The sequence below is a fragment of the Flavobacterium pectinovorum genome, assembly GCF_022802975.1.
Classification (GTDB): domain Bacteria; phylum Bacteroidota; class Bacteroidia; order Flavobacteriales; family Flavobacteriaceae; genus Flavobacterium; species Flavobacterium pectinovorum_B.
In genome coordinates this window covers 42,240-64,517 of the sequence record NZ_JAFEVZ010000015.1, presented here as the reverse complement: position 1 = coordinate 64,517, position 22,278 = coordinate 42,240, and the positions used below count along the sequence as shown (strand labels likewise).

Below are 22,278 nucleotides of genomic sequence, written 5' to 3'. Positions count from 1 at the left end.
TTGGTCGAGGACTTGTAACGGATAGCCCGGCCCTTGGGACACGCCCAAAATAGAAGTGTAAAAGTTTAAAAATAATAAAACTTTGCAAAACACAGAATAGCAAATATGAACTTAGAAAAGCATCCATATAGCGAACTTATCGATAAAATTGGCAGTTTGTTGCAGCAAGGTAGGCAGCAGGCGGCGCAATCGGTAAATACTATTTTGGTGCAAACGTATTGGTACATTGGGCAGCATATTGTAGAGTTCGAACAAAAAGGAAGTGAAAAGGCGGAGTATGGGAGTCAATTGTTTGAAAGGCTTTCAAAGGATTTGGCACAAGCTCATGGAAAAGGGTTCAGTCGATCTAATCTTTTATACATGCGTAAGTTTTATCTATCGTTTCCAATAAGTGAGACACTGTCTCACTTATTGACTTGGAGTCATTATTTTGAAATTTTAAAAGCTAACTCGGACTTAGAAATTAGTTTTTATGCTAAACAATGCCAGCATGAACGTTGGAGTGTTCGGGAGCTAAAACGTCAAATGAAAAGTTCTTTGTTCGAAAGACTGGCTTTGAGTAAAGACAAAGAAGGCGTTTTAAAATTAGCCAAAGAAGGACATATTGTAGAGAATCCAGAAGATTTGATTAAAGATCCTTTTGTATTGGATTTTTTGAATATTCCGGAGCAATATCAATATTTTGAAAATGAATTGGAGGAGAAAATTATTTCGAATTTATAGCAATTCATCATGGAAATGGGCAAAGGATTTGCTTTTTTACCACCGAATATTAAAATGTTTCGTTTTGGTTGATTTGAAAAGAGGCGAAATTGATCATCAGGATATTGGTCAGATGAATTTGTATCTGAATTATTTCAAAAAGGAAGAAGCAACAGAAGGAGATAATGAACCGATTGGAATTGTTTTAGGAGCTCATAAAAATCATATTTTGGTTGAATATGCAACAGATAGCATTACAAATAAAGTTTTGTTGAGTAAATATCAATTGTATCTGCCGGATAAAAAAACGCTTCAAAATCAATTGGATAAATTGTTAGAATAAGAAAGAATAAGTCTAGGGAAAACATAAATTTATTATGAAACCGAGATTGCGTGAGGGATAGAAGTGAAAAGCCCACAGACCAATGTAGTGATAACGAAATTGGTCGAGGACTTGTAACGCATAGCCCGGCCCTTGGGACACGCCCAAAATAATAAACATAAATACCTACAAGTTTCAAACCTTGCAGGAAAAAAATAGAATAAAAAACTCAGAATCTAAGCATCTTAGCCCCGATAGCTATCGGGGTAGAAACTTAAAAAGAAAATGACAGAAAAAAGAAGAGACCTTTTATTAGCAGGATTAGAACCTTTGATTATTACGCCGGAAAGTGTTTTTGTAAACATCGGAGAACGTACAAATGTAACAGGTTCGAGAAAATTCCTTCGCTTAATCAAGGAAGAGAAATATGACGAGGCGCTTGATATTGCAAGACAACAAGTAGAAGGAGGAGCACAGATCATCGATATTAATATGGATGAAGGAATGCTTGATGGTGTTCAGGCAATGACAAAATTCCTGAATTTGATTGCTGCAGAACCCGACATTTCGAGAGTGCCGATTATGATCGACAGTTCAAAATGGGAAATTATCGAAGCAGGTCTGAAAGTAGTACAAGGAAAAAGTGTTGTCAACTCGATTTCGTTAAAAGAAGGGGAAGAAGCTTTTATTCATCACGCTAAATTAATCAAACGCTACGGAGCTGCGGCCATTATTATGGCTTTTGACGAAGTAGGTCAGGCGGATAATTACGAGCGTCGTGTGGAAATTTGCCAGCGTTCGTATGATATTTTGGTCAACAAAGTTGGTTTTCCTCCACAGGATATTATTTTCGATTTGAACATTTTTCCGGTGGCAACAGGAATGGAGGAACACCGCCTGAATGCCATTGACTTTTTTAGAGGAACAAAATGGGTTCGTGAAAACTTGCCCCATGCACATATCAGTGGTGGTGTAAGTAACGTTTCATTCTCATTTAGAGGAAATGATACGGTTCGTGAAGCGATGCACTCGGTGTTTTTATACCATGCAATTAAGGACGGAATGACGATGGGGATCGTAAACCCGGAGATGTTGACGATTTACGATGATATTCCGAAAGACTTATTAGAACACGTTGAAGACGTAATATTAAACAGACGCGACGATGCTACAGAACGACTTTTGGATTTTGCTGAAAATGTAAAAGGAGAAGTAAAAAGCGATGAAAAAGCGGTTCAGGAATGGCGTTTTGGAACCGTTCAGGAACGTATTACGCATTCGTTGGTAAAAGGAATTGACGCTTTTATCGAAGAAGACGTAGAAGAAGCGCGTTTGGCTGCAACAAAACCTATTGAAGTTATCGAAATCAATTTGATGACAGGAATGAATGTGGTTGGGGATTTATTCGGAAGCGGAAAAATGTTCCTGCCTCAGGTTGTAAAATCGGCTCGTGTAATGAAAAAAGCGGTGGCGTATTTATTGCCGTTTATCGAAGCGAGCAAACAAGCCGGAGATAAACAAGGAAACGGAAAAATCCTGATGGCAACTGTAAAAGGCGACGTTCACGATATTGGAAAAAACATCGTTTCGGTAGTTTTGGCTTGTAATAATTATGAGATTGTAGATTTGGGTGTAATGGTTCCTCCCGAAAAAATCATCGCAGCAGCTATCGAACACGAAGTAGACATTATCGGCTTAAGCGGACTGATCACACCTTCGCTTGACGAAATGGTTTATTTGGCTAAAGAACTAGACAAACAAAACATTAAAATCCCGATTATGATTGGGGGAGCAACAACTTCACGCGCGCATACAGCCGTGAAAATTGCGCCTCAGTACAGAGAAACCGTCATTCACGTAAACGATGCTTCGAGAGCCGTAACGGTTGCCGGAAATCTGTTAGATCATAACCGAAAAATATATGCAGCAGATATTCGTGCAGAATATGATGCTTTTAGAGAAACGTTCTTAAATCGTTCCAGAGATAAAAACTTCCTGACGATTGAAGAGGCCCGTAAAAATAAATTACAATTGGATTGGAGCGAATATACTCCGACCAAACCTAAAAAAATTGGCGCACAAATTGTCGAAGTAGAATTGGACGTTTTGGTTCCGTATATCGACTGGACACCGTTTTTTCAAACTTGGGAATTGCACGGAAAATATCCGGCGATTTTAACGGATGAGGTTGTGGGTGAACAAGCGACTTCTGTTTTTGCAGATGCTCAGGCGATGCTGAAAGTAATTTTGGAGGAGAAAAAACTAAAAGCAAAAGGTATTTTCGGAATTTTTCCTTGTAATCAGGTGGATGACGACGATATCGAATTACGTGATGAAAACGGAAAAGTATTAGAGAAGTTTTTGACTTTACGTGTGCAGGGTCAAAAAACAAAAGGCGCTCCAAATATTGCTTTAGCCGATTTTATTGCGCCAAAAGAAAGCGGTATTGAGGATTATATGGGCGCTTTCTGTGTAACAACCGGTTTTGGGGTAGACGAATGGGCTGCAGAATACGAGAAGAATTTAGACGATTATAATTCGATTATGGTTAAAGCACTTGCGGATCGTTTTGCAGAGGCTTTCGCCGAATATCTTCATGAGAGAGTGCGTAAAGATTTCTGGGGTTATGATTCGGAAGAATCTTTAACCAACGAAGAATTGATTAAAGAAAGTTACAAAGGAATCCGTCCTGCGCCAGGTTATCCAGCTTGTCCGGATCATTTGGAGAAACCAACGATCTGGAAACTTTTAGATGTTGAAAAACAGATTGGAGTAACCTTAACAGAAAGCATGGCGATGTGGCCGGCTTCTTCGGTTTCAGGATACTATTTTGGAAACCCGAAAAGTAAATATTTCGGACTAGGAAAAATAAAAGAAGATCAGGTAACAGACTACGCCAAACGCCGAAATGTACCGCTCGATTACGCAATGAAATGGTTAAATCCTAATATAGCAGATTAATAAAAGTTATTTTGGTTTCAGGTTTCAGGTTTCAAGTTCTCTGCAGCAACTTGAAACCTGAAACCTAAAACTTGAAACAAAAAACAAATAATGAAAGTAACAGAACATATAGAAAACGCCAAAGGAAAAACATTATTCTCATTTGAAATTATTCCGCCTCAAAAGGGGAAAAGCATTCAGGAATTATACGACAATATCGATCCGTTGATGGAGTTTAAACCGCCGTTTATTGATGTAACAACTTCTCGCGAAGAGTTTATTTATATCGACAAAGGAAACGGACTTTTGGATAAAAAACTAACACGTATGCGTCCTGGAACGCTTGGAATCTGTGCTTCTATAAAACATAAATACAATGTGGATACTGTCCCTCACCTGCTTTGCGGTGGATTCACACAGGAAGAAACCGAATATATGTTGGTTGATTGTCAATATTTGGGAATCAACAACGTTATGGCGCTTCGTGGTGACGCGATGAAACATGAGCAGTCTTTCGTTCCTAAAGATGGCGGTAATCATTACGCTGTTGATCTGGTTAGACAAATCAATGATTTAAATTGTGGTAAATATCTTCACGAAGTGATGGATATCGACAACAGAGCCGATTTTTGTATCGGTGTTGCCGGCTATCCGGAGAAACATCTTGAGTCGCCTTCTTTGCAGTCTGATTTACGAAGACTAAAAGAAAAAGTTGATGCCGGAGCCGATTATGTGGTAACACAAATGTTTTTTGACAATGCTAAATATTTTGCTTTCGTAGAAAAAGCAAGGGAAATGGGTATTACAGTGCCAATTATTCCGGGAATTAAGCCAATTGCCGTTCAAAAACACATGCAAATTTTACCACAGATTTTCCGTATCGATTTACCGGAAGATTTGATCCATGAAGTTGATAAATGCAAAAACAACGCTGAAATCAAACAAGTCGGAGTCGAGTGGGCGATTCAGCAGTCAAAAGAATTAAAAGCAGCCGGAGTTCCGTTTTTGCACTATTATTCAATGGGTAAATCTGAGAATATTCGTCAGATTGCCAGTCAGGTTTTTTAGTTTTTTGACTAATATAATGCGCGTTTGTCATTTCGACGAAGGAGAAATCTCCGCCAGAAGCTCGACAAAGATCGGATGTTAGGAACGGAGTTACTTGTGGAGATTTCTCCTTCGTCGAAATGACAAGAATGTGGAAGATGATTGGAAATATGGAATTTGGATTTTAAATATTGGAATTTAACTTTAACGATCATGAAACAAGAAGAATTACAAGCCATCGCCTCCCAATTAAAACATCCAACAGGAGAAAAAGGAATCGAAATGGCCAACATGATGCATGAAACCAACATCAACATGACCCGCCATTCAGTTCACAATCTCAATATTTCAGCAGGAAATGCTATTCTTGAATTAGGTCACGGAAATGCCGGACACGCAGCATTTATTTTCGAACAGGCAGAAAACCTAAAATACTACGGACTCGAAATGTCTGAGTTAATGTTTCGGGAAGCACGCCAGATCAACCGAAATTTTGTTTCTCAAAAACAAGCTTTCTTTTCGGTTTATGATGGAAATACTATTCCGTTCGAAGCAGCATCTTTCGATAAAATTTTCACAGTAAATACCATTTATTTTTGGCAGAAGCCTGAAGAATTACTTTCAGAAATCTACAGAGTTTTAAAACCAAACGGAAATTTCTGTCTGACATTTGCAGAGGAAAGTTTTATGAAAACGCTTCCGTTTACACAATTTGAATTTGAGCTTTACAGTACAGAAAAAGCGCAGGAATTAATTAAGAAAACCGCTTTTAAAATTATTTATACCGAAACACAGACAGAAAAAGTAAAAAGCAAAACAGGCGAACTTGTCGATAGGGCTTTTACCACTTTTGTTTTAGAGAAGTAAAATTTTATCCAATTTTAATTGTGTTAATAATTCCTTCTATTTTGTTACTTAATACTTTAATTCTTCATTTTTTTTAATTAAGATATAATGAATTCAGCTTTACAACATGATTTAAACGATTTTGAAAATATACTTGAAAAAGCAAAACAGCAGGCAATTGGGTTTTTGAATGATCTTGAAAATGTTCCCACTTCCAAAAAAGAAACAATTGATGCCAACCGTGAATTAAACCAGTCGGGTTTGGGGTCTTTGGCAGCTTTAGAAGAATTTAATAATAGGCTGGCGCCTCTAATGGTAGCTTCTCCGGGACCAAGATACTGGGGATTTGTAACAGGAGGTTCAACCCCGGCTTCAATTGCAGGTGACTGGCTGGCTTCAATTTATGATCAAAATACACAGGCTGTTACAGCACAGGGTGGGAATTCGGCCTTAATCGAATTTGAAACAATTAATCTGCTTTTACAATTATTAGAACTTCCAAAATCATTTTTGGGAGGATTTGTAACAGGTGCCACAATGTCAAATTTTACCAGTCTTGGAGTTGCCAGACAATGGTTTGGGAAACAATCCGGGAAAGATTTTGCTAAAAACGGAATTTCAGAAACCATAAATATTTTCTCCGCTACGCCACATTCTTCTTCGATAAAAGCATTATCAATGCTGGGTATCGGAAGCCAGAATTATACTGCGATTAAAACCATTGAAGGAAATCGTGAAGCAATTGATATTGAAGATTTAGAAAGAAATATCAAAAGTTTAAAAGGACAGCCATTCATCTTAATTTCAAGTGCAGCAACCGTTAATACTGCCGATTTTGATGATTTTGAAGCTATTTCAAAACTAAAAGAAAAATACAATTTCTGGTGGCATATTGATGCTGCTTTTGGTGGTTTTGCAGCTGTTTCAGATAAATACAAACATTTTGTAAAAGGCTGGGAAGGAGCAGACAGTATTACGATTGATTGTCATAAGTGGCTGAATGTACCTTATGAAAGTGCTTTTTATTTGATAAAAGAACAACATACAGCTTTACAAATTGAAACTTTTCAGAATTCCAATGCCCCTTATTTAGGAAACCCTTTAGAAAATTTTAATTATCTGAATGTACTGCCGGAAAACTCAAGACGTTTAAGAGCTCTGCCTGTTTGGTTTTCTTTGCTGGCTTATGGTAAAGAAGGTTTTAGGGATATAGTTGAAAATAGTGTTGCGCTTGCTTTGCACTTTGGAAATGCACTTATTGAAGATGAGATTTTCGAACTTCTTGCTCCAATTCACCTGAATAATGTTTGTTTTACTTTAAAAGGGAATCATAATCAGGACAAGGTATCTCAGTTTTTGACAAATCTCAACGACACCGGAAAAGTATTTATGACACCAACTGTTTACCAAAATCGAAAAGGAATCAGGGCGTCGTTTGTCAATTGGAGAACAACTGAAAAAGATATTCGTATTGTGATTGATGAAATGAAAGAAGTTTTTTCTAAAATCTAATCCTTTAAAAAACATTTTTCTTCACTTTAAAAAGAAAGGATCTGCTAAAAAACAGATCCTTTTCTATTCAAAAAAAAATAAAAAACAAAAAAGTAACTAAAGACCTTAGGTTTAAAAAGTATTTTAATACTTGTTATGAATACAAATATAATATTATTTATAATAAATCTAAATAAAAATAAATAAAATATTTAATTTTTATAATTAGATTTCTGCTAGAAGTTCGAATGACTGAAAAATTTAATTTTACAATCAGTATATGATAATTTTGTATTAAACGCATTACGATGATTGTCTTATATTTAGCGTTAATTTAATTCAGATTATAATGATGCTAAAGAAAAAAAGATATATCTGTTTATGTGTTTTGGTATTTTCAAACATAATGTTTGGACAAAAGGAAGGACTTAAAATTCTGCTTTGGGAAAAAGGTGCCCCAGGTTTTGAAAATCGTAAAGATGAACCGGAGCAGGCTCAGGACTGGTGGGTCAGAAATATTCATAATCCATCGATAACTGCTTATTTTCCGGAGAAGTCAAACGGTATGGCAGTACTTATTTGTCCGGGAGGCGGACATGAAAATCTGGTTTTTAATTCGGAAGGAAAAGATGCTGCCGAATTTTTAAACAGTATTGGCGTAACTGCTTTTGTTTTGAAATATCGTTTAGCAAGGACAAAAGATTCTCCATACAAACTGGAAACCCACGTGAAGCAGGACGCCGAAAGGGCGATGAGGTTCATAAGAAGCAGAGCGGTTGAATTTAAAATAGACTCAAATCGCATTGGTGCTATGGGATTTTCTGCAGGTGGAGAAGTTGTCGCCCTGATTGCTTATGATTCTAATAATATTTTAAAAAATACTTCGGATGCAATTGATAAACTGAACTCACAGCCCAATTTCCAGATATTGATTTATCCGGGTCCATTATTTATTCCGAAAGAGATTAAGGCTGATGCTCCTCCCGCTTTTTTATTAGTTGCAAATGATGATTCTTGTTGCTCAGCACCAATTGTGGAACTGCTTAATGGATATCGAAAAGCAAATGTTTCGGTAGAAATGCATTTGTATGCCAAAGGCGGACATGCTTTTAATATGGGAAAAAGAGCTAAAACAAATTCGTTGAAAACCTGGCCACAGCGATTGGCGGATTGGTTTGAGGATACTAATTATTTTTTGAAATAAGGATTTTGAATTTGATTTGGAAGTTATAGTGCAATCACCATCAGGTAGACAATAAAACAATTAGCCCGGATGTTACTCCGGGCTAATTGTTTAGATGCATTAATATTTTTGTTGCTATATTAAAAATTAAAATGAATACCCAAGTGTTAGGAGCCAATTTGATGGCGCTCCTGGGAACAAGCGAATGTAGTCATAACCGCCAACCCAATAGGTCTTGTTGGTTATATTATTGGCATTCAACTGAATTTTAAACTTATTAATGCTATAATACAAAGCAGCATTAAACAAGGTATAGCCTGGAATTGTCTGTGTTATGGTTTGACTCAAATTACGGGTTGTTACAAAATTAGATCCCATTGCGATTCCAAAATCTTTAAATGCACCATCTGTAAAATTGTAACGCGTCCAGATATTGCCCTGCTGAAGGGGTGTGTTAGGCTTTTGCCTTCCAACTTCTGTAGTTACCGGACTTTCTGTTATGTACGCTTCATTATAAGAATAGGCTGCCGAAATACTCCAGTTTCTTGTAATACTTCCGTTTACATCAATCTCGATACCTTTAGATTCTTCTTCTCCAATAGCACGCATCAAATCTGGATTAGTGGTGTCATTTGCCGGATACAAGGTGTTTTTCTGCTGAATTTTAAATAAGGCTACCGTTACGAAAAGTTTTTCCCTGAACCAGGAAGATTTCCCTCCAAATTCAACCATATTACTTTCTAAAGGATCAAAAGGACCTCCAGCATTTGGATTTGATAATGAGGAAGCTGTTTGCGGATTATATCCTTTTACATAAGTTCCGTAAAGATTAATGTTTGGATTAAGTGTATATGTTAAACCAAAACGCGGTAAAAAAGAATGTTGTTTTACTTTTTTCTCAGTATTTTTTTTATAATTCTCTTTTTCTGTATATTCATCATAGCGAACCCCAATTAAAGCTTGAAAAGCCCCAAATTTTATATGATCCTGAAAATATACGCCGTACAATGAGTAATAGGTAGGATCAAACGGACGAGCTGTATAAAAATATTTACTCATATCCTTTAATTGCTGAGATCCTGATGGATTCGTAAGGTCAAAATGTGCAACGTTTGGTACCGGATTTCCTTTAGAGTCTAATAAATAAGCGCTTTTGTTATTAGGATTATAGGTTGCGATAAATCCTGTGTTGGCAGCATTTCGATATCCGGATGCCTGCAATTGAGAACCTCCGGGAGGAACATTCTCCTGTGCATAATCGTAACCGGCAATCAGGTTATGATCGAAAATTCCGGTTTTAGCATGATACTTAAGAAAAGCAGATAGGTTATCGATGTAACGTTTACGCTTACGTTGAAAAACCTGCATTTCAATTGCCGTAGAAATTGTAGTTCCATCACCTGCAGAAGCATATTTATTAGCACCGCGATGTTCCAGTAGATCTTCGCTGTAGCCTGTACGTATATAGGAAGCTGAAAAAGATAAACGATCCGTAAATTGGTGATTTAACGAAGTTGTTACGATGTAGGTTTCCTCGTTTAAGTAATCATTTGTAGAATTTAAAGAGTTGGAAATCTTTGTCGAGTACAAATTATTTTCGTAGGTAGACTGACCACGATCCAGGATGCTTTTTGAAGAGGTATAAATCAAATCAAAATTGACGCTTGTTTTATCATTTGGTAGAAAAGACAAAGACGGGGCTAACACGATATTTTTGTCAAATTGTAAATCTCTAAAAGAATTGGCGTTCTCATAACCCAAATTCAGGCGATATAAAAGTGATTTGTCTTCTGTAAGCGGACCAGTAAAATCTGCCAGAGCTCTTAGTGTATTAAAACTGCCTGTTGAAAAACTAACGCTGTTAGCAGTTTGATCTAAAGGTTTTTTTGTGACACGGTTTAAAACTCCTCCTGGGGATGCATTTCCAAATAAAGCCGAAGAGGGACCTTTTAAAACTTCAACACGTTCTAAGTAATTAGCAAGTGGCTGTTTCCAGAAACCTGTTGAGGTTCGCATTCCGTTTAATAATTGCGTATTACTTCCTCCATTGATGCGAAATCCTCTAATGGAGATATCATCATAAAAAGTAAACTGGCTTACACCACTGAAATTTTTTACAACTTCGCCTACGCGAATGGCACCCTGATCTGCGATTAACTCTTTTGTGGCATAAGAAACTGCCTGAGGTAAATCTTTTAAGGCAATTTCTGTTTTAGCTCCAATAAAAGATTTGGTATTTTTATAGGACTTCTCTTTTCGTCCTGTAATTTCTACAGCCTGGAGTGTATTAATGTTTTTCTGTAAAATTATAGAAACTTCTGCATTTTCATTTTCATGCAGCTCGATTGTTTTTTCGAAATCAGAAAACCCCATTGCCGAAAAAGAAACAGTATAAGATCCCGGTACAAGATTCGTGATTTCAAAATTGCCGTTGTCATCAGAAACGGTATTTTTTTTTAAATTTTTAATGGAAATAGAAGCATACGAAACAGCTTCATTATTTTCGGAAATTATCTTTCCCGTAATATTAGCATTTTGTGCCTGACCTATATTGAAAAAGGCTAACAATACTATTAAATAAGTAAACTTCATGGCGGTTATTTAAATTTTAGACCGCAAAAATATAATAATTTAGACTAAATAAAAATAAATTTAAATGATTTCTAAAAAACAGCCAATATTAATTGGAGCCACAATTCAGTTCTCTGTACTTTTCAATCTAAGCATAGAATTATAAAAAAAAATACTCCGGATTTCGACCGTTGTATTATCGCTATTATTTAAGATTTCCATGAAATCATTGATGAAATAAAAATAGAAAGCTCGTTTTAAATATTTTAAAACGAGCTTTCTATTATCTGAAATCTAAAACCTATTTAGTAATTTCCCTAAATACAGCTTCCAGATTTTTATTTTTCTGATTAAGTTGTAAAGTCTTCAATCCGTTATCGTGAGCAAAATCAAAAACTGTCGGTCGCATGTCTTTATCAGCTAAAAAGGTTAATTCCCATAAACAATCGTGTATATTGGTATAAGATTTTAGATGCGGAATGGTAGCAATGACCTGTTCTTCAATTTTATAATCAAATTCAACTTCGATTACCTGTTCTTTATCGGCTGAGATTAAATTATTCAGTTTTTTATCGGCTACAATTTTTCCTTTATCAATAATAATGACACGATCGCAAATGGCTTCGACTTCCTGCATGATGTGTGTTGATAAAAAAACGGTTTTATCCTTGCCGACATTTTTAATTACATTTCGGATTTCGATTAACTGATTTGGGTCTAGTCCTGTAGTGGGTTCATCTAGAATCAAAACATCCGGATTGTGTAATAAAGCATTGGCAAGTCCTACACGCTGACGGTATCCTTTAGATAATTGGCTGATTTTTTTATGGCTTTCCGGTGATAGTCCTGTCAGTTGGATTACTTCTTCAATTCTTGATTTTTGAACTTTGTAAACATCGGCATTAAAAGCCAAATATTCACGAACATACAAATCCAAATATAAAGGATTGTGCTCCGGCAAGTACCCGATTGAATTTTGAACTTTTTTGGTCTCTGTCATGACATCATGACTATTAACAAGGGCTGAGCCACTGTCGGCAAGTAAATAAGTAGTCAAAATTTTCATCAAAGTAGATTTTCCTGCACCGTTTGGACCAAGAAACCCTACGATTTCTCCTTTCTCAATTTTAAAAGAAATTTCATTTAAAGCTTTTTGCTCTCCGTAACTTTTTGATATGCTGTTTACTTCTATCGACATAGACTTTTTATTTGTTACAAAAGTAAACAGAAATAGTTTGGATTGCTAAAAATTGTCAGGTAAAGAATTCTTAAAATAAATATAATAATGAGTAATGGCGGCACCGTTCTTGCTTGAGGATTGTAAATTTTAATAAAACCCAAATCATGAAAAAAATTTTTCTTATCGCGGCTTTGGCGATGATTAGCTTTACAAATGCACAAAAAAAAGGTTCTGTCCTAGTAATGGGAAGTTTTAATTATGAATCTCAAAAAGTATCTAACTCCGGTTCTGAAACTACAAACAATTCTTTTGGTTTTGCTCCAAAAGTAGGATATCAATTTCACCAAAACTGGACCGTAGGTATTGAGGCTGGAGTTGTAACAGATAAACGGGATTTCGGAAATACGGAGTACAAAACCAATAATTTTTCTTTAGGAGGTTTTTTACGTTATTCTAAACCTTTAAATCAAACTTTCTCAGCTTATGCTGACTTAGGAATTGGTTTTCAAAACAGTAAAATAACTAGTTCTACCGGTGCATTTTCAGCTATAAATAAAGGTGATGGTTTTTACATTGGTGTAACTCCGGCAATTTTTATTAATGTTAATAAAGGTTTTGGCCTGAATTTTAATATTGGAGGTTTAGGTTACAATACCTTAAATTTTGACGGAAATAACGGAAACGGAGATACTGTTAAGAATTTTAATGTTTCTTTCGGACAGGCATTTTCTGTGGGAATTTCAAAGAATTTCTAATCTAAATTTTATGCTCAATTTCAGAGAGTACTCCAATTGGGGTGCTTTTTTTATGGCGTATGTAAATTTAGGGTGAAGTAATTTGTAATAAAAGACTTATTTCTAATGATATGTTTGGAATTTATTAATTAACTGTAAACATAAGTTTTTACCTGTTATTTTTGTAGGTAATGGCATCGTTGTTAGTTAATGTTTTTAAATTTTAAATTTTAAATCATTATGAAAAAAATGCTACTTATTCTTGCATTGTCAGTTGTTGGCTTTGCAAATGCACAAAAGGGAACAATCTTAGTTGGAGGTGATATTGATTATACCACCCGAACAGTTGATGCCGAAACAGGTAAAATAAAAATGAATTCTTTTGATTTTTCTCCTAAAGTAGGTTATCAGTTTCATGATAACTGGACAGCAGGTGCTGAATTTACTATCAGCTCATTAAAACAAGATGGACAAATGAGCGAAGTTAAAAATAATGCTTATAAAGTAGGTGCATTTGTGCGTTATACAATGCCATTAAGTGAAACTTTTTCTGTTTTTGCAGATTTAGGTGCTGGTTTTACAGCAAGTAAAGGGAAAGCTTACAATAATGACGATCTTATTTCAGAAAGTAAAGCAAATGGTTTTTATACAGATTTAACCCCGGCTCTTTTTATTAATATGAAAAAGGGTTTTGGATTAAATTTCAGTATTGGTGGGTTGGGGTACACAACCTATAGTTATGATAATGTTGATATTGATGAGCGTTCTTTTTACTTCAATTTTGGTAAAACAATAAGCGTCGGAATTTCTAAAAACTTTTAGCTTTAAATTTTTATATAAATTAGGAAAGCACTCCGGTTGGGGTGCTTTTTTGTTAGTCAAAGTTTTTTGATTGCATAAAAATGCCAAGTTAAACGAAGTTGAAACAAATCATAACTACAAGATTTTCGATTTCGCCAGCTGGCATTAAAAAACAAAAATTGTCTGAAAAGTATTGTAAACTTACAGGATATTCAACCTCGGCTCTCATTTCCAGAGCGGCGGCAACCATTTCAATCAATGCTTTTTTGGTTTCATCCCGGTGACGGGTTTTTAAACCGCAATCCGGATTTATCAATCCGTTTTATCTGAATAATTCTATTATATTTGATTGCAGATATTTTATGTTAAAATTGTATAAGATTGCTTATTTGTAATCAATTAAGGGAATTAAACTATATGAACAAATTAAAAAAAATTACGATACTATTAATTTTTGTAATAAATGGTTGTACTTCCAATAAAAGTATTGTTAAAAATGAAATCAAAAAGGAAACCAAAATCATTGTTTTTTCCGGTGTAAACACTCAAAATGACATTGTTTTAAATTATCCTTCCAGTGTGTTGAAACTTGATAATGAACTACAATTAATAGCTGATACAAGGAACAATTGCATTAGACAAATTAAGGATAATCAAATTTTAAATTTTGCAGGAAATGGGCAAGATGAAAATATTGACGGAAAATATCAATCGGCATCTTTTCAAAATCCTGAAAGCATGGCAATAGACAGCAAGAAGAATATTTATGTTTCTGTAAATTATCATCAAATTAGAAAAATAGATCCATCGGGCAACGTTAGTATGTTTGCAGGAAAAAAATATAGAGGAACAATTGACGGTCCAGCCGATGGCGAAATTGAAAGCGCTAAGGAAACTGCTTATTTTCCATTAATTTCTTCTTTAAAGATTGATAAGAAAGATGTTATTTATGTGGCTGCGGGACATTTAATTCGCAAAATTACAACTGATGGTTTGGTTACAACAATAGCAGGTCAGAATGGGTCGGGGGATAAAATTGGTAATGCAAAAAAGGCTCTTTTTTATCAAATAAGTGATATAGCCTTAAATGATGAGGGCGATATTTTTGTGGTAGATCAGGTTAATAAAAAAATTAAGTTGATAAAAAAGGAAAGTACTGTTTCTGAGTTTATTCCAAAAGGAGTAATCGATTGGCCAGCAGCAATTGCAGTTAACAGTAAACAAGAAGTGATTGTATTTGATAGTTCTCAAAAAAAACTTTACAAATTTGATGCGAAAGGAAAATTGTTGAATGTCTTTAGCAATGAAAAACTATATAATGAAAGTTTTGCTCATCATGTTAAAATAATGGTTGATGAAAAGGACAATATAATTATCCCTTCGCAAAACTATGTTATTACAATAACTCCGGATAACAAAACGACACAAATTGGAGAGAAAGATGGAACACATAGAGATGGTAATGCAAATAGGGCTACTTATCAAATGCCTTATGATGGAGTTTTTGACAAAGATGGAAATCTTTTTGTGGTAGATAAAGGCAATAATTTGATTCGTAAAATTTCTAAAAACGGAGTTGTAAGTACTTTTGCAGGTTCTGGTTTATATGGAAGTCAGGATGGTAAAAACACTTACAGCAGTTTTGAATACCCAAATGCAATTACAATTGATAATAATGGTAAGTTGTTTGTTTTAGATGGAGATTGGAAAAGTACTAAAATTAGGGTTGTTGATTTAGAGGGTAACACCACGACTTTTATAGATACTAAGAGGAGTACTGTAAATTGGGAAAGACCTGCAGATTTAGTGTGCGATTCCAAGAACAATCTATTGATTTCTGATAGTGTGAAAAACACTATTTATATGATTACGCCTGAAGGAATTGTTTCTAATTACTTTGAAGTTAAACATATAAAACTAAATTCACCTCATGGTCTGGCAATTGATAAAAAAGACAATTTGTTTATTTGTGACTCTTATAATAATAGAATTGTAAAAATTTCAAAAGACAAAACTATAAGTTTAATTACGCCCAATAATGGGATTTTCTTTAATGAACCCGAAAACATAGTTATTGATGATTCAGGAAATATTTATGTTACGGATGAAAATAGAACAAGGATAATTAAAATTTCTAATGCGAATGAATCCGAAATTTATTTGAAAGGAGATATTCTTGGAAAAAATAAAGATCGTAATTTAAGCGAATATTATAATACTCTAAAATTAGAACAATTTAATAATGAAATTTATGTATTTGATAAATATGATAATCAAGTGATTAAGTTGAATTAAAAGCTGTTGTTTCAGGAATTTTAAAAAATGAAAAAGGAAGGTTTTGAAATCTCAAATTATTTATTGGCATCAAAAAAAAAACGATTTTTAAACTTTTTTATTGATGGTGTAATTAAGCTAATTATAGTTAAGTTGGTTATAACTTTTCTAAATCTTTCTGAGTTTGCAAAAGAAATAGATTCATTAGATATGATCGAACGTTATTTGTTTTGGAGTCTTATTAGTTTTGTATATTACGGAATTACCGAAACCTTTCTTTCCAGATCTCCGGCCAAATATTTTACCAAAACAATTGTTGTGATGCAGGATGGCTCTAAGCCAGTTTTAATGTCTGTTCTGGCACGAACTTTATTGCGTATTTTACCTTTTGAACCCCTGAGTTTTTTAAGAGGTCGTGCATTGGGGCTGCATGATAAAAATTCAGGAACTTTTGTTGTGGTAAAATCCAAATTCGAAGAGCAAATACATGAACATCTTGAGTTAATATCTTTAGAAAAGTCCTAAAATAAAATGTATTTTTGGTTCTTTTTAAATCATAAACCTAAAATCGTTAATCGACAATCTAAAAGCATAATGAACTGGGAACAACTTTTATCACTAAAACGCCAAGGAGACACAACCAAAAGATTACGTGCAGAACAAGATGATACCCGATTAGGATTCGAGGTAGATTATGACCGAATTATCTTTTCATCTGCATTTCGCTCTTTACAGGATAAAACCCAGGTAATTCCGCTTTCAAAAACCGATTTTGTGCATACAAGATTGACACACAGTTTAGAAGTTTCGGTTGTAGGAAGGTCTTTAGGACGTTTGGTTGGAAAAAAAATCATCGAAAAATATCCCTATTTAAAAGAGGTTCACGGTTATCACATGAACGATTTTGGTGCGATTGTGGCTGCGGCTTCGCTGGCACATGATATTGGAAATCCGCCTTTTGGACATTCCGGCGAAAAAGCAATTGGAGAGTATTTTTCGAGTGGAAAAGGATTGAAATACAAAGACAAACTTACGGCAAAACAATGGCAGGATTTAATTGATTTTGAAGGAAATGCAAACGGATTTTCGGTGCTTACCGCAAGTCGTCCGGGAATCGAAGGCGGGCTTAGAATTTCATACGCAACTTTGGGGGCTTTTATGAAATATCCAAAAGAAAGTCTTCCTAAAAAGCCAACAAGTAATATCTCAGATAAAAAATATGGTTTCTTTCAGACAGACAAATTGTTCTTTGAGGAAGTTGCCGAAGATATGGGTTTGATCGCTAATAAATCTGATGGGGATATTGGTTTTGAAAGACATCCTTTGGCATATCTGGTTGAAGCTGCAGATGATATTTGCTACACAATTATCGATTTTGAAGATGGTATAAATTTAGGATTGGTTTCTGAAGATTATGCTTTAGAATATTTGATTAAACTGGTAAAAGATAATATTGGTGTAGCAAAGTACAAATTATTAGAAACCAAAGAAGACAGAATCAGTTATCTGCGTGCTTTGGCTATCGGCGCTTTGATTAATGATGCTGTAGATGTTTTTGTTGAAAATGAAGAAGCAATTCTGGCAGGGAATTTTCCTTTTGCTTTAACAGATAAAAGCAAATACAAGGCACAGATGAATGATATCATCAAATTGAGTGTTGAGAAAATCTACCAAAGCCGTGAAGTTATTGAGAAAGAAATTGTAGGTTATCAGATTATTCAAACCCTGCTTGATAAATTTATAACTGCTTTTAATAACAAATACGAAGGAACTGCTTCAAATTACGATAAACTGATTCTGAAAATGCTGCCTGAAAAACATCATTTGGAAAAAGGTAATTTATACGAGCGTCTGCTTCATATTTGTCATTATGTATCACTTTTAACCGATGGCAATGCGTTAGAGTTATATGAAATGATTAATGGCAGAAAAAACAGCTAATGTATTAAAAAGCATATACGAGACCAACGCCTAAAACTTGTCTTAACTGGGCTCTTGGTCCGTCATCGACTTGTGATTTTGAGCCTGATGCAGGATCAACAACCTCTTTTTTAGTTTTAATATCGTCGTCATAAATGATATGAACACCAATATTTGCCTTTACATAAGCGTTAACCACAAGGTCTAAACGAGTATCGTAATCAATATCGACATTTCCAAATTGATTTAGGTAATCTGTATATAGTACCAGTCTGTTTTCGTAAAAAATATTTTTGTAAATCTCGTTTTTCATGTATCCGGTAAACAGGATACCAAATTCAGCTTTTACTTTTTGGCCGTTTTCAATTAAAATTTCATTATCCGGATCAAGAGGATCAGGGGCATAAACAGCTTTTTTAACACCAAAAGCTCCCTGATTTGCTAAATCCTGATCTAATACCAAAGTAGTTTTTAACGTGATTGGAGAGAAATAAAAGGTTCTGTTTTTTTTCTTGTTTGAATTCTCAGCTCCGGCTCCCAGAAAGATGTAAGCCGGTGCAAAAGGTTTAGAGATGGCAACATCTCTGTTTGGATATCTGTAACCGTTGGTAAATTGCGTGTTGAAATTAAATTTTGCCGAATAAAACCAGTTTGAGGCGGTGTCTTTTCTAAATCCGTAAGTAGAGTTAAATTGTACGGCATCATCCGTTTTTCTCAGTTCGGTACCATCCTGTTTGTTCAGGCCATATTTTACAATCAGTTCATTAAACCATTTATGATTGTCTTTGGTATAGGTTCTGGAAAATTCACCTTTAAAGAGCCCTGAAATAGAACTGGTTCCCCCGGCACTCCAATTGACAAAAGCAATTTCTGAAATGTCAAAACCAAGTTTATTTTTTTTAGTCCAGTTTGAAGGAACAGGAGGTGCTTGTTTTGGGTCTAAAGTGGTTTGGATAATTTGAGCAAAACTGTTCGTTGCAAATAAAAAAAGGAATAAAAACAGGGTCGGTCGTAATAATTTCATCAGGCAAACTTTTGATTTTTTTTTGGCAGTGCAAAATACTATTTTTCAATGTTTGAAAAAAGATTTGTTAAACTTTTAACGTCAATTTTACAAAAATGTTGTTGCTCAATTACTGTGCCATGTTCAATAAAAGTGTCCGGAATGCCTAAAATTTCTATCTTTTTTGTGTAATTATTTGCTGTAGCATACTCTAAAACAGCACTCCCGAAACCACCAATTTTTACTCCGTCCTCAATCGTAATAATATGATCGAAAGAGGTTAAGATTTTGTCTAACAAATTATGGTCTAAAGGTTTTATAAAAGGAAAATCGTAATGGGCAATAGTTTCAGGATTATCTAATTCGTTTATGGCAGCGATTACGTTATTACCAATGGCTCCTGTAGACAAAACCGCTTTTTTTGTTCCGGTTTTTAAACAATTTGCTTTACCAATTGTAATGTTTTGATAATTTCCGAAATTTTCTGTTTCCCATTTTGGCAAAACGCCACGGCCTCTCGGATAACGAATTGCAATAGGATGGGGTAAAGAACCTGACTGAACGGTATATAAAATATTCTGCAGGGCAATTTCGTTGATTGGTGCATAAATAATCATATTTGGAATAGCTCTCAAATAAGCAATATCAAACACGCCATGATGCGTTGCACCATCTTCACCAACCAGCCCTGCTCTGTCTAAACAAAAAATAACCGGTAAATTTTGAAGCGCCACATCATGAATTACCTGATCGTAGGCACGTTGTAAAAAAGTCGAATAAATATTGCAATAGACAATCATTCCCTGAGTAGCCATTCCGGCCGCAAGTGTAACGGCATGCTGTTCGGCAATACCAACATCAAATGCGCGTTCCGGAATTTCATCCATCATAAATTTTAAAGAACTTCCGGATGGCATTGCAGGCGTGATTCCGATAATTTTTTCGTTCTTTTTGGCTAAATCTAAAATAGTCAATCCAAAAACGTCCTGATATTTTGGTGGAAGATTTTCTTCCGATTTTAAATGAATTTCTCCGGTTGAAGCATCGAATTTTCCGGGTGCATGATATTTTACCTGGTTTTCTTCAGCCTGCTGCAGACCTTTTCCTTTGGTAGTTACAATGTGAAGGAATTTAGGGCCTTTTATTTTTTTTAAACGATTTAATTCTTTTATTAAAGTAGGAAGATCGTGACCGTCAATTGGTCCGGAATAATCAAAATTTAAAGATTTGATGATGTTATTCTGTTTCGGATTTTTTCCGTTTTTAACTGCGGTCAGGTATTTTTTTAAAGCTCCTACACTAGGGTCGATTCCGATAGCATTGTCGTTTAGAATTACTAAGATATTAGCATCTGTAACTCCGGCATGGTTTAAGCCCTCAAATGCCATTCCGCTTGCAATTGAGGCATCGCCAATTACTGCAATATGTTGTTTGCTGAAATCTCCTTTAAGTCTGGAAGCAATCGCCATTCCGAGTGCTGCAGAAATTGACGTTGAAGAATGTCCAACACCAAAAGGATCATAAATACTTTCGGCTCTTTTTGGGAATCCGGAAACGCCGCCAAGCTGTCTGTTGGTATGAAAGTTTTCTCTTCTTTCGGTTAAAATTTTATGTCCGTAAGCTTGGTGTCCAACATCCCAAACCAATAAATCTTCGGGTGTGTTAAAAACATAATGCAAAGCAATTGTAAGCTCAACAACGCCCAGACTTGCCCCCAAATGCCCTTCTTTTACAGAAACAACGTCAATAATAAACTGACGCAGCTCCTGTGCGACCTGTGTAAGCTGCGCTTCTTTTAAAAGACGTAAATCGGCGGGATTGTATATGTTTGAAAGTAAATCGCTTTTCATTGTAAGGTAAAAAGCAAATTTACGGTTTTAAATTTAATTTTATTGCGGAGGAATTTTAAAGCAGTTTATTTTAATACGATGGGCAGCGAATACTGCATTTTTATTTTTTTTCCATTAGATTCTCCGGGCTGCCATTTTGGGGATAAGCTTATAACCCTGATAATTTCTGTTTCTACAATTTTGTCAACAGCCGGTTCAGATTCAATATAAGATACTGAACCGTTTTTTTCTACTGCAAATGATATTTTAATGTTGAGTTTTGTGGTGTTTTCCGGCTTTTTATATTCCTTTTCAAAAAAGGTATAAAATTGATCAATCCCTCCCGGAAGTTCTGCATTTTTATGAAGAGGAACTTCGGTCTTTACTGCAGCTGCTTTTTTTGAAGAAGTGTTTTTTTTGTCTTTTTCGGTATTATTAGTGTTTTCAGTTTTTATAGATTTTACCAGATCTGTAGATGCTGAAACCGAATGTTCAGAATTGTTTTTAGAAGAAACAATTTCTTCGTTTTTAATTTCAATATTTTTTTCAGCATGTTCCGATTGATTTTCTTTTTCCGGGAGTGAAGAAATCTGTTTCGGATTGTCATTTTGTTTTTTTTCAGAATCAGCAACTTCGATTTGCTCACTTTTTTTCTTGCGGTCACTTTTATCTGCACAGCTAAATAGAGTTGTTCCTGATAAAAAGAATAAAGACAGTAAAAATAGTTTAAGATTGTGTGCCTGCATGTATAAAATGCGATTTGGAGTTTGTATTGTAATCATCACAGGGTTCAGGTATTGTTATTTAGTATTTTCTTTCCATGCTTGAATTTCAGGATTTAAAAGTAATAAAAATAATGTGGAAAAGTTCTATTTTTGCAGTTATGATAAATCCTTTCACCGACGAATATTTTATGAAAAAAGCTTTGCAGGAAGCTGAAATGGCTTTTAGTAAAGGCGAAATTCCTGTTGGTGCCGTCATTGTAGTAGCTAATAAAGTAATTGCAAGCAGTCATAATTTAACGGAATTGTTAAACGATGTTACGGCTCATGCCGAAATGCAGTCGATAACGGCTGCAGCAAATTTTCTGGGTGGAAAATATTTAAAAGATTGTACCTTATATGTGACGCTCGAACCTTGCCAAATGTGTGCCGGAGCTTTGTACTGGAGTCAGATTTCGAAAATTGTTTTTGGTGCTCGCGACGAACAACGGGGTTTTATGGTTATGGGTACAAAACTACATCCCAAAACTACTGTTGTTTCTGGTGTAATGGCAAATGAAGCCGCTGATTTGATGAAACGGTTTTTTATCGAGAGGCGTAAATAATACTCCGTTTTTTTTCTTCCAAAAAATAATTTCACTTAGCGAATTTTCCTCTTAAAATATCTCAGAAAATATTTTACATTTACTACAATATAATTAGCATTTTGCTTG

The 22,278-nt window shown here is 35.0% G+C and carries 18 protein-coding genes and 1 pseudogene; 13 read left to right on the top strand and 6 right to left on the bottom strand.

The features are described from left to right. The first annotated feature begins 105 nt into the window (after positions 1-105). From FLV_RS17810 to FLV_RS17780, 7 genes are all read left to right on the top strand, one after another. On the top strand, positions 106-723 hold the full coding sequence (locus tag FLV_RS17810; RefSeq protein WP_243235948.1) for a DUF1016 N-terminal domain-containing protein: 618 nt from the start codon (positions 106-108) through the stop codon (positions 721-723). Continuing rightward, entirely contained in the window at positions 689-1,045 is a 357-nt protein-coding gene (locus FLV_RS17805; RefSeq protein ID WP_243235946.1) for a PDDEXK nuclease domain-containing protein, read from the top strand. The genes FLV_RS17810 and FLV_RS17805 overlap by 35 nt, the downstream gene beginning before the upstream one ends. 264 nt (positions 1,046-1,309) lie before the next feature. Then, positions 1,310-3,985, top strand: coding sequence for a methionine synthase (gene metH, locus FLV_RS17800; protein WP_243235944.1), 2,676 nt, complete (start codon positions 1,310-1,312; stop codon positions 3,983-3,985). Between the two features lie 90 nt (positions 3,986-4,075). Beyond that, the gene (metF, locus tag FLV_RS17795) at positions 4,076-5,032 is read left to right on the top strand and encodes a methylenetetrahydrofolate reductase [NAD(P)H] (protein ID WP_243235939.1); all 957 of its coding nucleotides are present in this window, start codon (positions 4,076-4,078) and stop codon (positions 5,030-5,032) included. 192 nt (positions 5,033-5,224) lie between these two features. Continuing rightward, the gene (locus tag FLV_RS17790; RefSeq protein WP_243235937.1) at positions 5,225-5,878 is read left to right on the top strand and encodes a class I SAM-dependent methyltransferase; all 654 of its coding nucleotides are present in this window, start codon (positions 5,225-5,227) and stop codon (positions 5,876-5,878) included. An 87-nt stretch (positions 5,879-5,965) separates the two neighbouring features. Next, the gene (locus FLV_RS17785) at positions 5,966-7,369 is read left to right on the top strand and encodes a pyridoxal phosphate-dependent decarboxylase family protein (protein WP_243235935.1); all 1,404 of its coding nucleotides are present in this window, start codon (positions 5,966-5,968) and stop codon (positions 7,367-7,369) included. A 385-nt stretch (positions 7,370-7,754) separates the two neighbouring features. Next, positions 7,755-8,552, top strand: a complete 798-nt coding sequence (locus FLV_RS17780; protein ID WP_243235934.1) for an alpha/beta hydrolase — start codon at positions 7,755-7,757, stop codon at positions 8,550-8,552. 126 nt (positions 8,553-8,678) lie between these two features. Here the strand turns inward: FLV_RS17780 and FLV_RS17775 are convergent, their stop codons facing one another. Then, positions 8,679-11,123, bottom strand: a complete 2,445-nt coding sequence (locus tag FLV_RS17775) for a TonB-dependent receptor (RefSeq protein WP_243235933.1) — start codon at positions 11,121-11,123, stop codon at positions 8,679-8,681. A gap of 280 nt (positions 11,124-11,403) precedes the next feature. Then, positions 11,404-12,300: a gliding motility-associated ABC transporter ATP-binding subunit GldA gene (gene gldA, locus FLV_RS17770; protein WP_243235930.1), complete on the bottom strand. Its 897-nt coding sequence runs from the start codon at positions 12,298-12,300 to the stop codon at positions 11,404-11,406. 146 nt (positions 12,301-12,446) lie between these two features. Here gldA and FLV_RS17765 point away from each other — a divergent pair, with 146 nt between their 5' ends. Then, positions 12,447-13,037: an outer membrane beta-barrel protein gene (locus tag FLV_RS17765; RefSeq protein ID WP_243235929.1), complete on the top strand. Its 591-nt coding sequence runs from the start codon at positions 12,447-12,449 to the stop codon at positions 13,035-13,037. Positions 13,038-13,256: 219 nt separating this feature from the next. Beyond that, positions 13,257-13,838 (top strand): outer membrane beta-barrel protein, encoded by a 582-nt coding sequence (locus FLV_RS17760; RefSeq protein WP_243235927.1) that lies wholly within the window; start codon positions 13,257-13,259, stop codon positions 13,836-13,838. Between the two features lie 193 nt (positions 13,839-14,031). On the opposite strand, the pseudogene FLV_RS20050 reads toward FLV_RS17760, so the two are convergent. Further along, positions 14,032-14,130, bottom strand: a pseudogene (locus FLV_RS20050) (hypothetical protein); the annotation flags it as partial. Between the two features lie 104 nt (positions 14,131-14,234). On the opposite strand from FLV_RS20050, the gene FLV_RS17750 reads away from it, so the two are divergent. From FLV_RS17750 to FLV_RS17740, 3 genes are all read left to right on the top strand, one after another. After that, on the top strand, positions 14,235-16,112 hold the full coding sequence (locus tag FLV_RS17750) for a hypothetical protein (RefSeq protein WP_243235924.1): 1,878 nt from the start codon (positions 14,235-14,237) through the stop codon (positions 16,110-16,112). Between the two features lie 27 nt (positions 16,113-16,139). Beyond that, entirely contained in the window at positions 16,140-16,616 is a 477-nt protein-coding gene (locus tag FLV_RS17745) for an RDD family protein (protein WP_243235923.1), read from the top strand. A 69-nt stretch (positions 16,617-16,685) separates the two neighbouring features. Next, the gene (locus FLV_RS17740) at positions 16,686-18,032 is read left to right on the top strand and encodes a deoxyguanosinetriphosphate triphosphohydrolase (RefSeq protein ID WP_243235922.1); all 1,347 of its coding nucleotides are present in this window, start codon (positions 16,686-16,688) and stop codon (positions 18,030-18,032) included. 4 nt (positions 18,033-18,036) lie between these two features. On the opposite strand, the gene FLV_RS17735 is transcribed toward FLV_RS17740, so the two are convergent. The 3 genes from FLV_RS17735 to FLV_RS17725 all read right to left on the bottom strand — a co-directional run bounded on the left by FLV_RS17735 (position 18,037) and on the right by FLV_RS17725 (position 21,625). Further along, positions 18,037-19,035, bottom strand: coding sequence for a DUF3078 domain-containing protein (locus FLV_RS17735; protein ID WP_243235921.1), 999 nt, complete (start codon positions 19,033-19,035; stop codon positions 18,037-18,039). A gap of 38 nt (positions 19,036-19,073) precedes the next feature. After that, the gene (locus FLV_RS17730) at positions 19,074-20,864 is read right to left on the bottom strand and encodes a 1-deoxy-D-xylulose-5-phosphate synthase (RefSeq protein ID WP_243235920.1); all 1,791 of its coding nucleotides are present in this window, start codon (positions 20,862-20,864) and stop codon (positions 19,074-19,076) included. A gap of 65 nt (positions 20,865-20,929) precedes the next feature. Further along, positions 20,930-21,625 (bottom strand): hypothetical protein, encoded by a 696-nt coding sequence (locus FLV_RS17725; protein WP_243235919.1) that lies wholly within the window; start codon positions 21,623-21,625, stop codon positions 20,930-20,932. 101 nt (positions 21,626-21,726) lie between these two features. Here FLV_RS17725 and FLV_RS17720 point away from each other — a divergent pair, with 101 nt between their 5' ends. Beyond that, positions 21,727-22,170, top strand: a complete 444-nt coding sequence (locus FLV_RS17720) for a nucleoside deaminase (RefSeq protein ID WP_243235918.1) — start codon at positions 21,727-21,729, stop codon at positions 22,168-22,170. The last annotated feature ends 108 nt before the right edge of the window (positions 22,171-22,278 follow it).

What these genes read in the sequence shown, in the direction of transcription:
- FLV_RS17740 (WP_243235922.1), top strand. Translation starts at nt 16,686, where the DNA reads ATGAACTGGGAACAACTTTTATCACTAAAACGCCAAGGAGACACAACC.
- FLV_RS17785 (WP_243235935.1), top strand. Translation starts at nt 5,966, where the DNA reads ATGAATTCAGCTTTACAACATGATTTAAACGATTTTGAAAATATACTT.
- gldA (WP_243235930.1), bottom strand. Translation starts at nt 12,300, where the DNA reads ATGTCGATAGAAGTAAACAGCATATCAAAAAGTTACGGAGAGCAAAAA.
- metH (WP_243235944.1), top strand. Translation starts at nt 1,310, where the DNA reads ATGACAGAAAAAAGAAGAGACCTTTTATTAGCAGGATTAGAACCTTTG.
- FLV_RS17790 (WP_243235937.1), top strand. Translation starts at nt 5,225, where the DNA reads ATGAAACAAGAAGAATTACAAGCCATCGCCTCCCAATTAAAACATCCA.
- FLV_RS17735 (WP_243235921.1), bottom strand. Translation starts at nt 19,035, where the DNA reads ATGAAATTATTACGACCGACCCTGTTTTTATTCCTTTTTTTATTTGCA.
- FLV_RS17730 (WP_243235920.1), bottom strand. Translation starts at nt 20,864, where the DNA reads ATGAAAAGCGATTTACTTTCAAACATATACAATCCCGCCGATTTACGT.
- FLV_RS17780 (WP_243235934.1), top strand. Translation starts at nt 7,755, where the DNA reads ATGTTTGGACAAAAGGAAGGACTTAAAATTCTGCTTTGGGAAAAAGGT.
- FLV_RS17760 (WP_243235927.1), top strand. Translation starts at nt 13,257, where the DNA reads ATGAAAAAAATGCTACTTATTCTTGCATTGTCAGTTGTTGGCTTTGCA.
- FLV_RS17810 (WP_243235948.1), top strand. Translation starts at nt 106, where the DNA reads ATGAACTTAGAAAAGCATCCATATAGCGAACTTATCGATAAAATTGGC.
- FLV_RS17750 (WP_243235924.1), top strand. Translation starts at nt 14,235, where the DNA reads ATGAACAAATTAAAAAAAATTACGATACTATTAATTTTTGTAATAAAT.
- FLV_RS17720 (WP_243235918.1), top strand. Translation starts at nt 21,727, where the DNA reads ATGATAAATCCTTTCACCGACGAATATTTTATGAAAAAAGCTTTGCAG.
- FLV_RS17745 (WP_243235923.1), top strand. Translation starts at nt 16,140, where the DNA reads ATGAAAAAGGAAGGTTTTGAAATCTCAAATTATTTATTGGCATCAAAA.
- FLV_RS17765 (WP_243235929.1), top strand. Translation starts at nt 12,447, where the DNA reads ATGAAAAAAATTTTTCTTATCGCGGCTTTGGCGATGATTAGCTTTACA.
- FLV_RS17725 (WP_243235919.1), bottom strand. Translation starts at nt 21,625, where the DNA reads ATGATTACAATACAAACTCCAAATCGCATTTTATACATGCAGGCACAC.
- metF (WP_243235939.1), top strand. Translation starts at nt 4,076, where the DNA reads ATGAAAGTAACAGAACATATAGAAAACGCCAAAGGAAAAACATTATTC.
- FLV_RS17775 (WP_243235933.1), bottom strand. Translation starts at nt 11,123, where the DNA reads ATGAAGTTTACTTATTTAATAGTATTGTTAGCCTTTTTCAATATAGGT.
- FLV_RS17805 (WP_243235946.1), top strand. Translation starts at nt 689, where the DNA reads ATGAATTGGAGGAGAAAATTATTTCGAATTTATAGCAATTCATCATGG.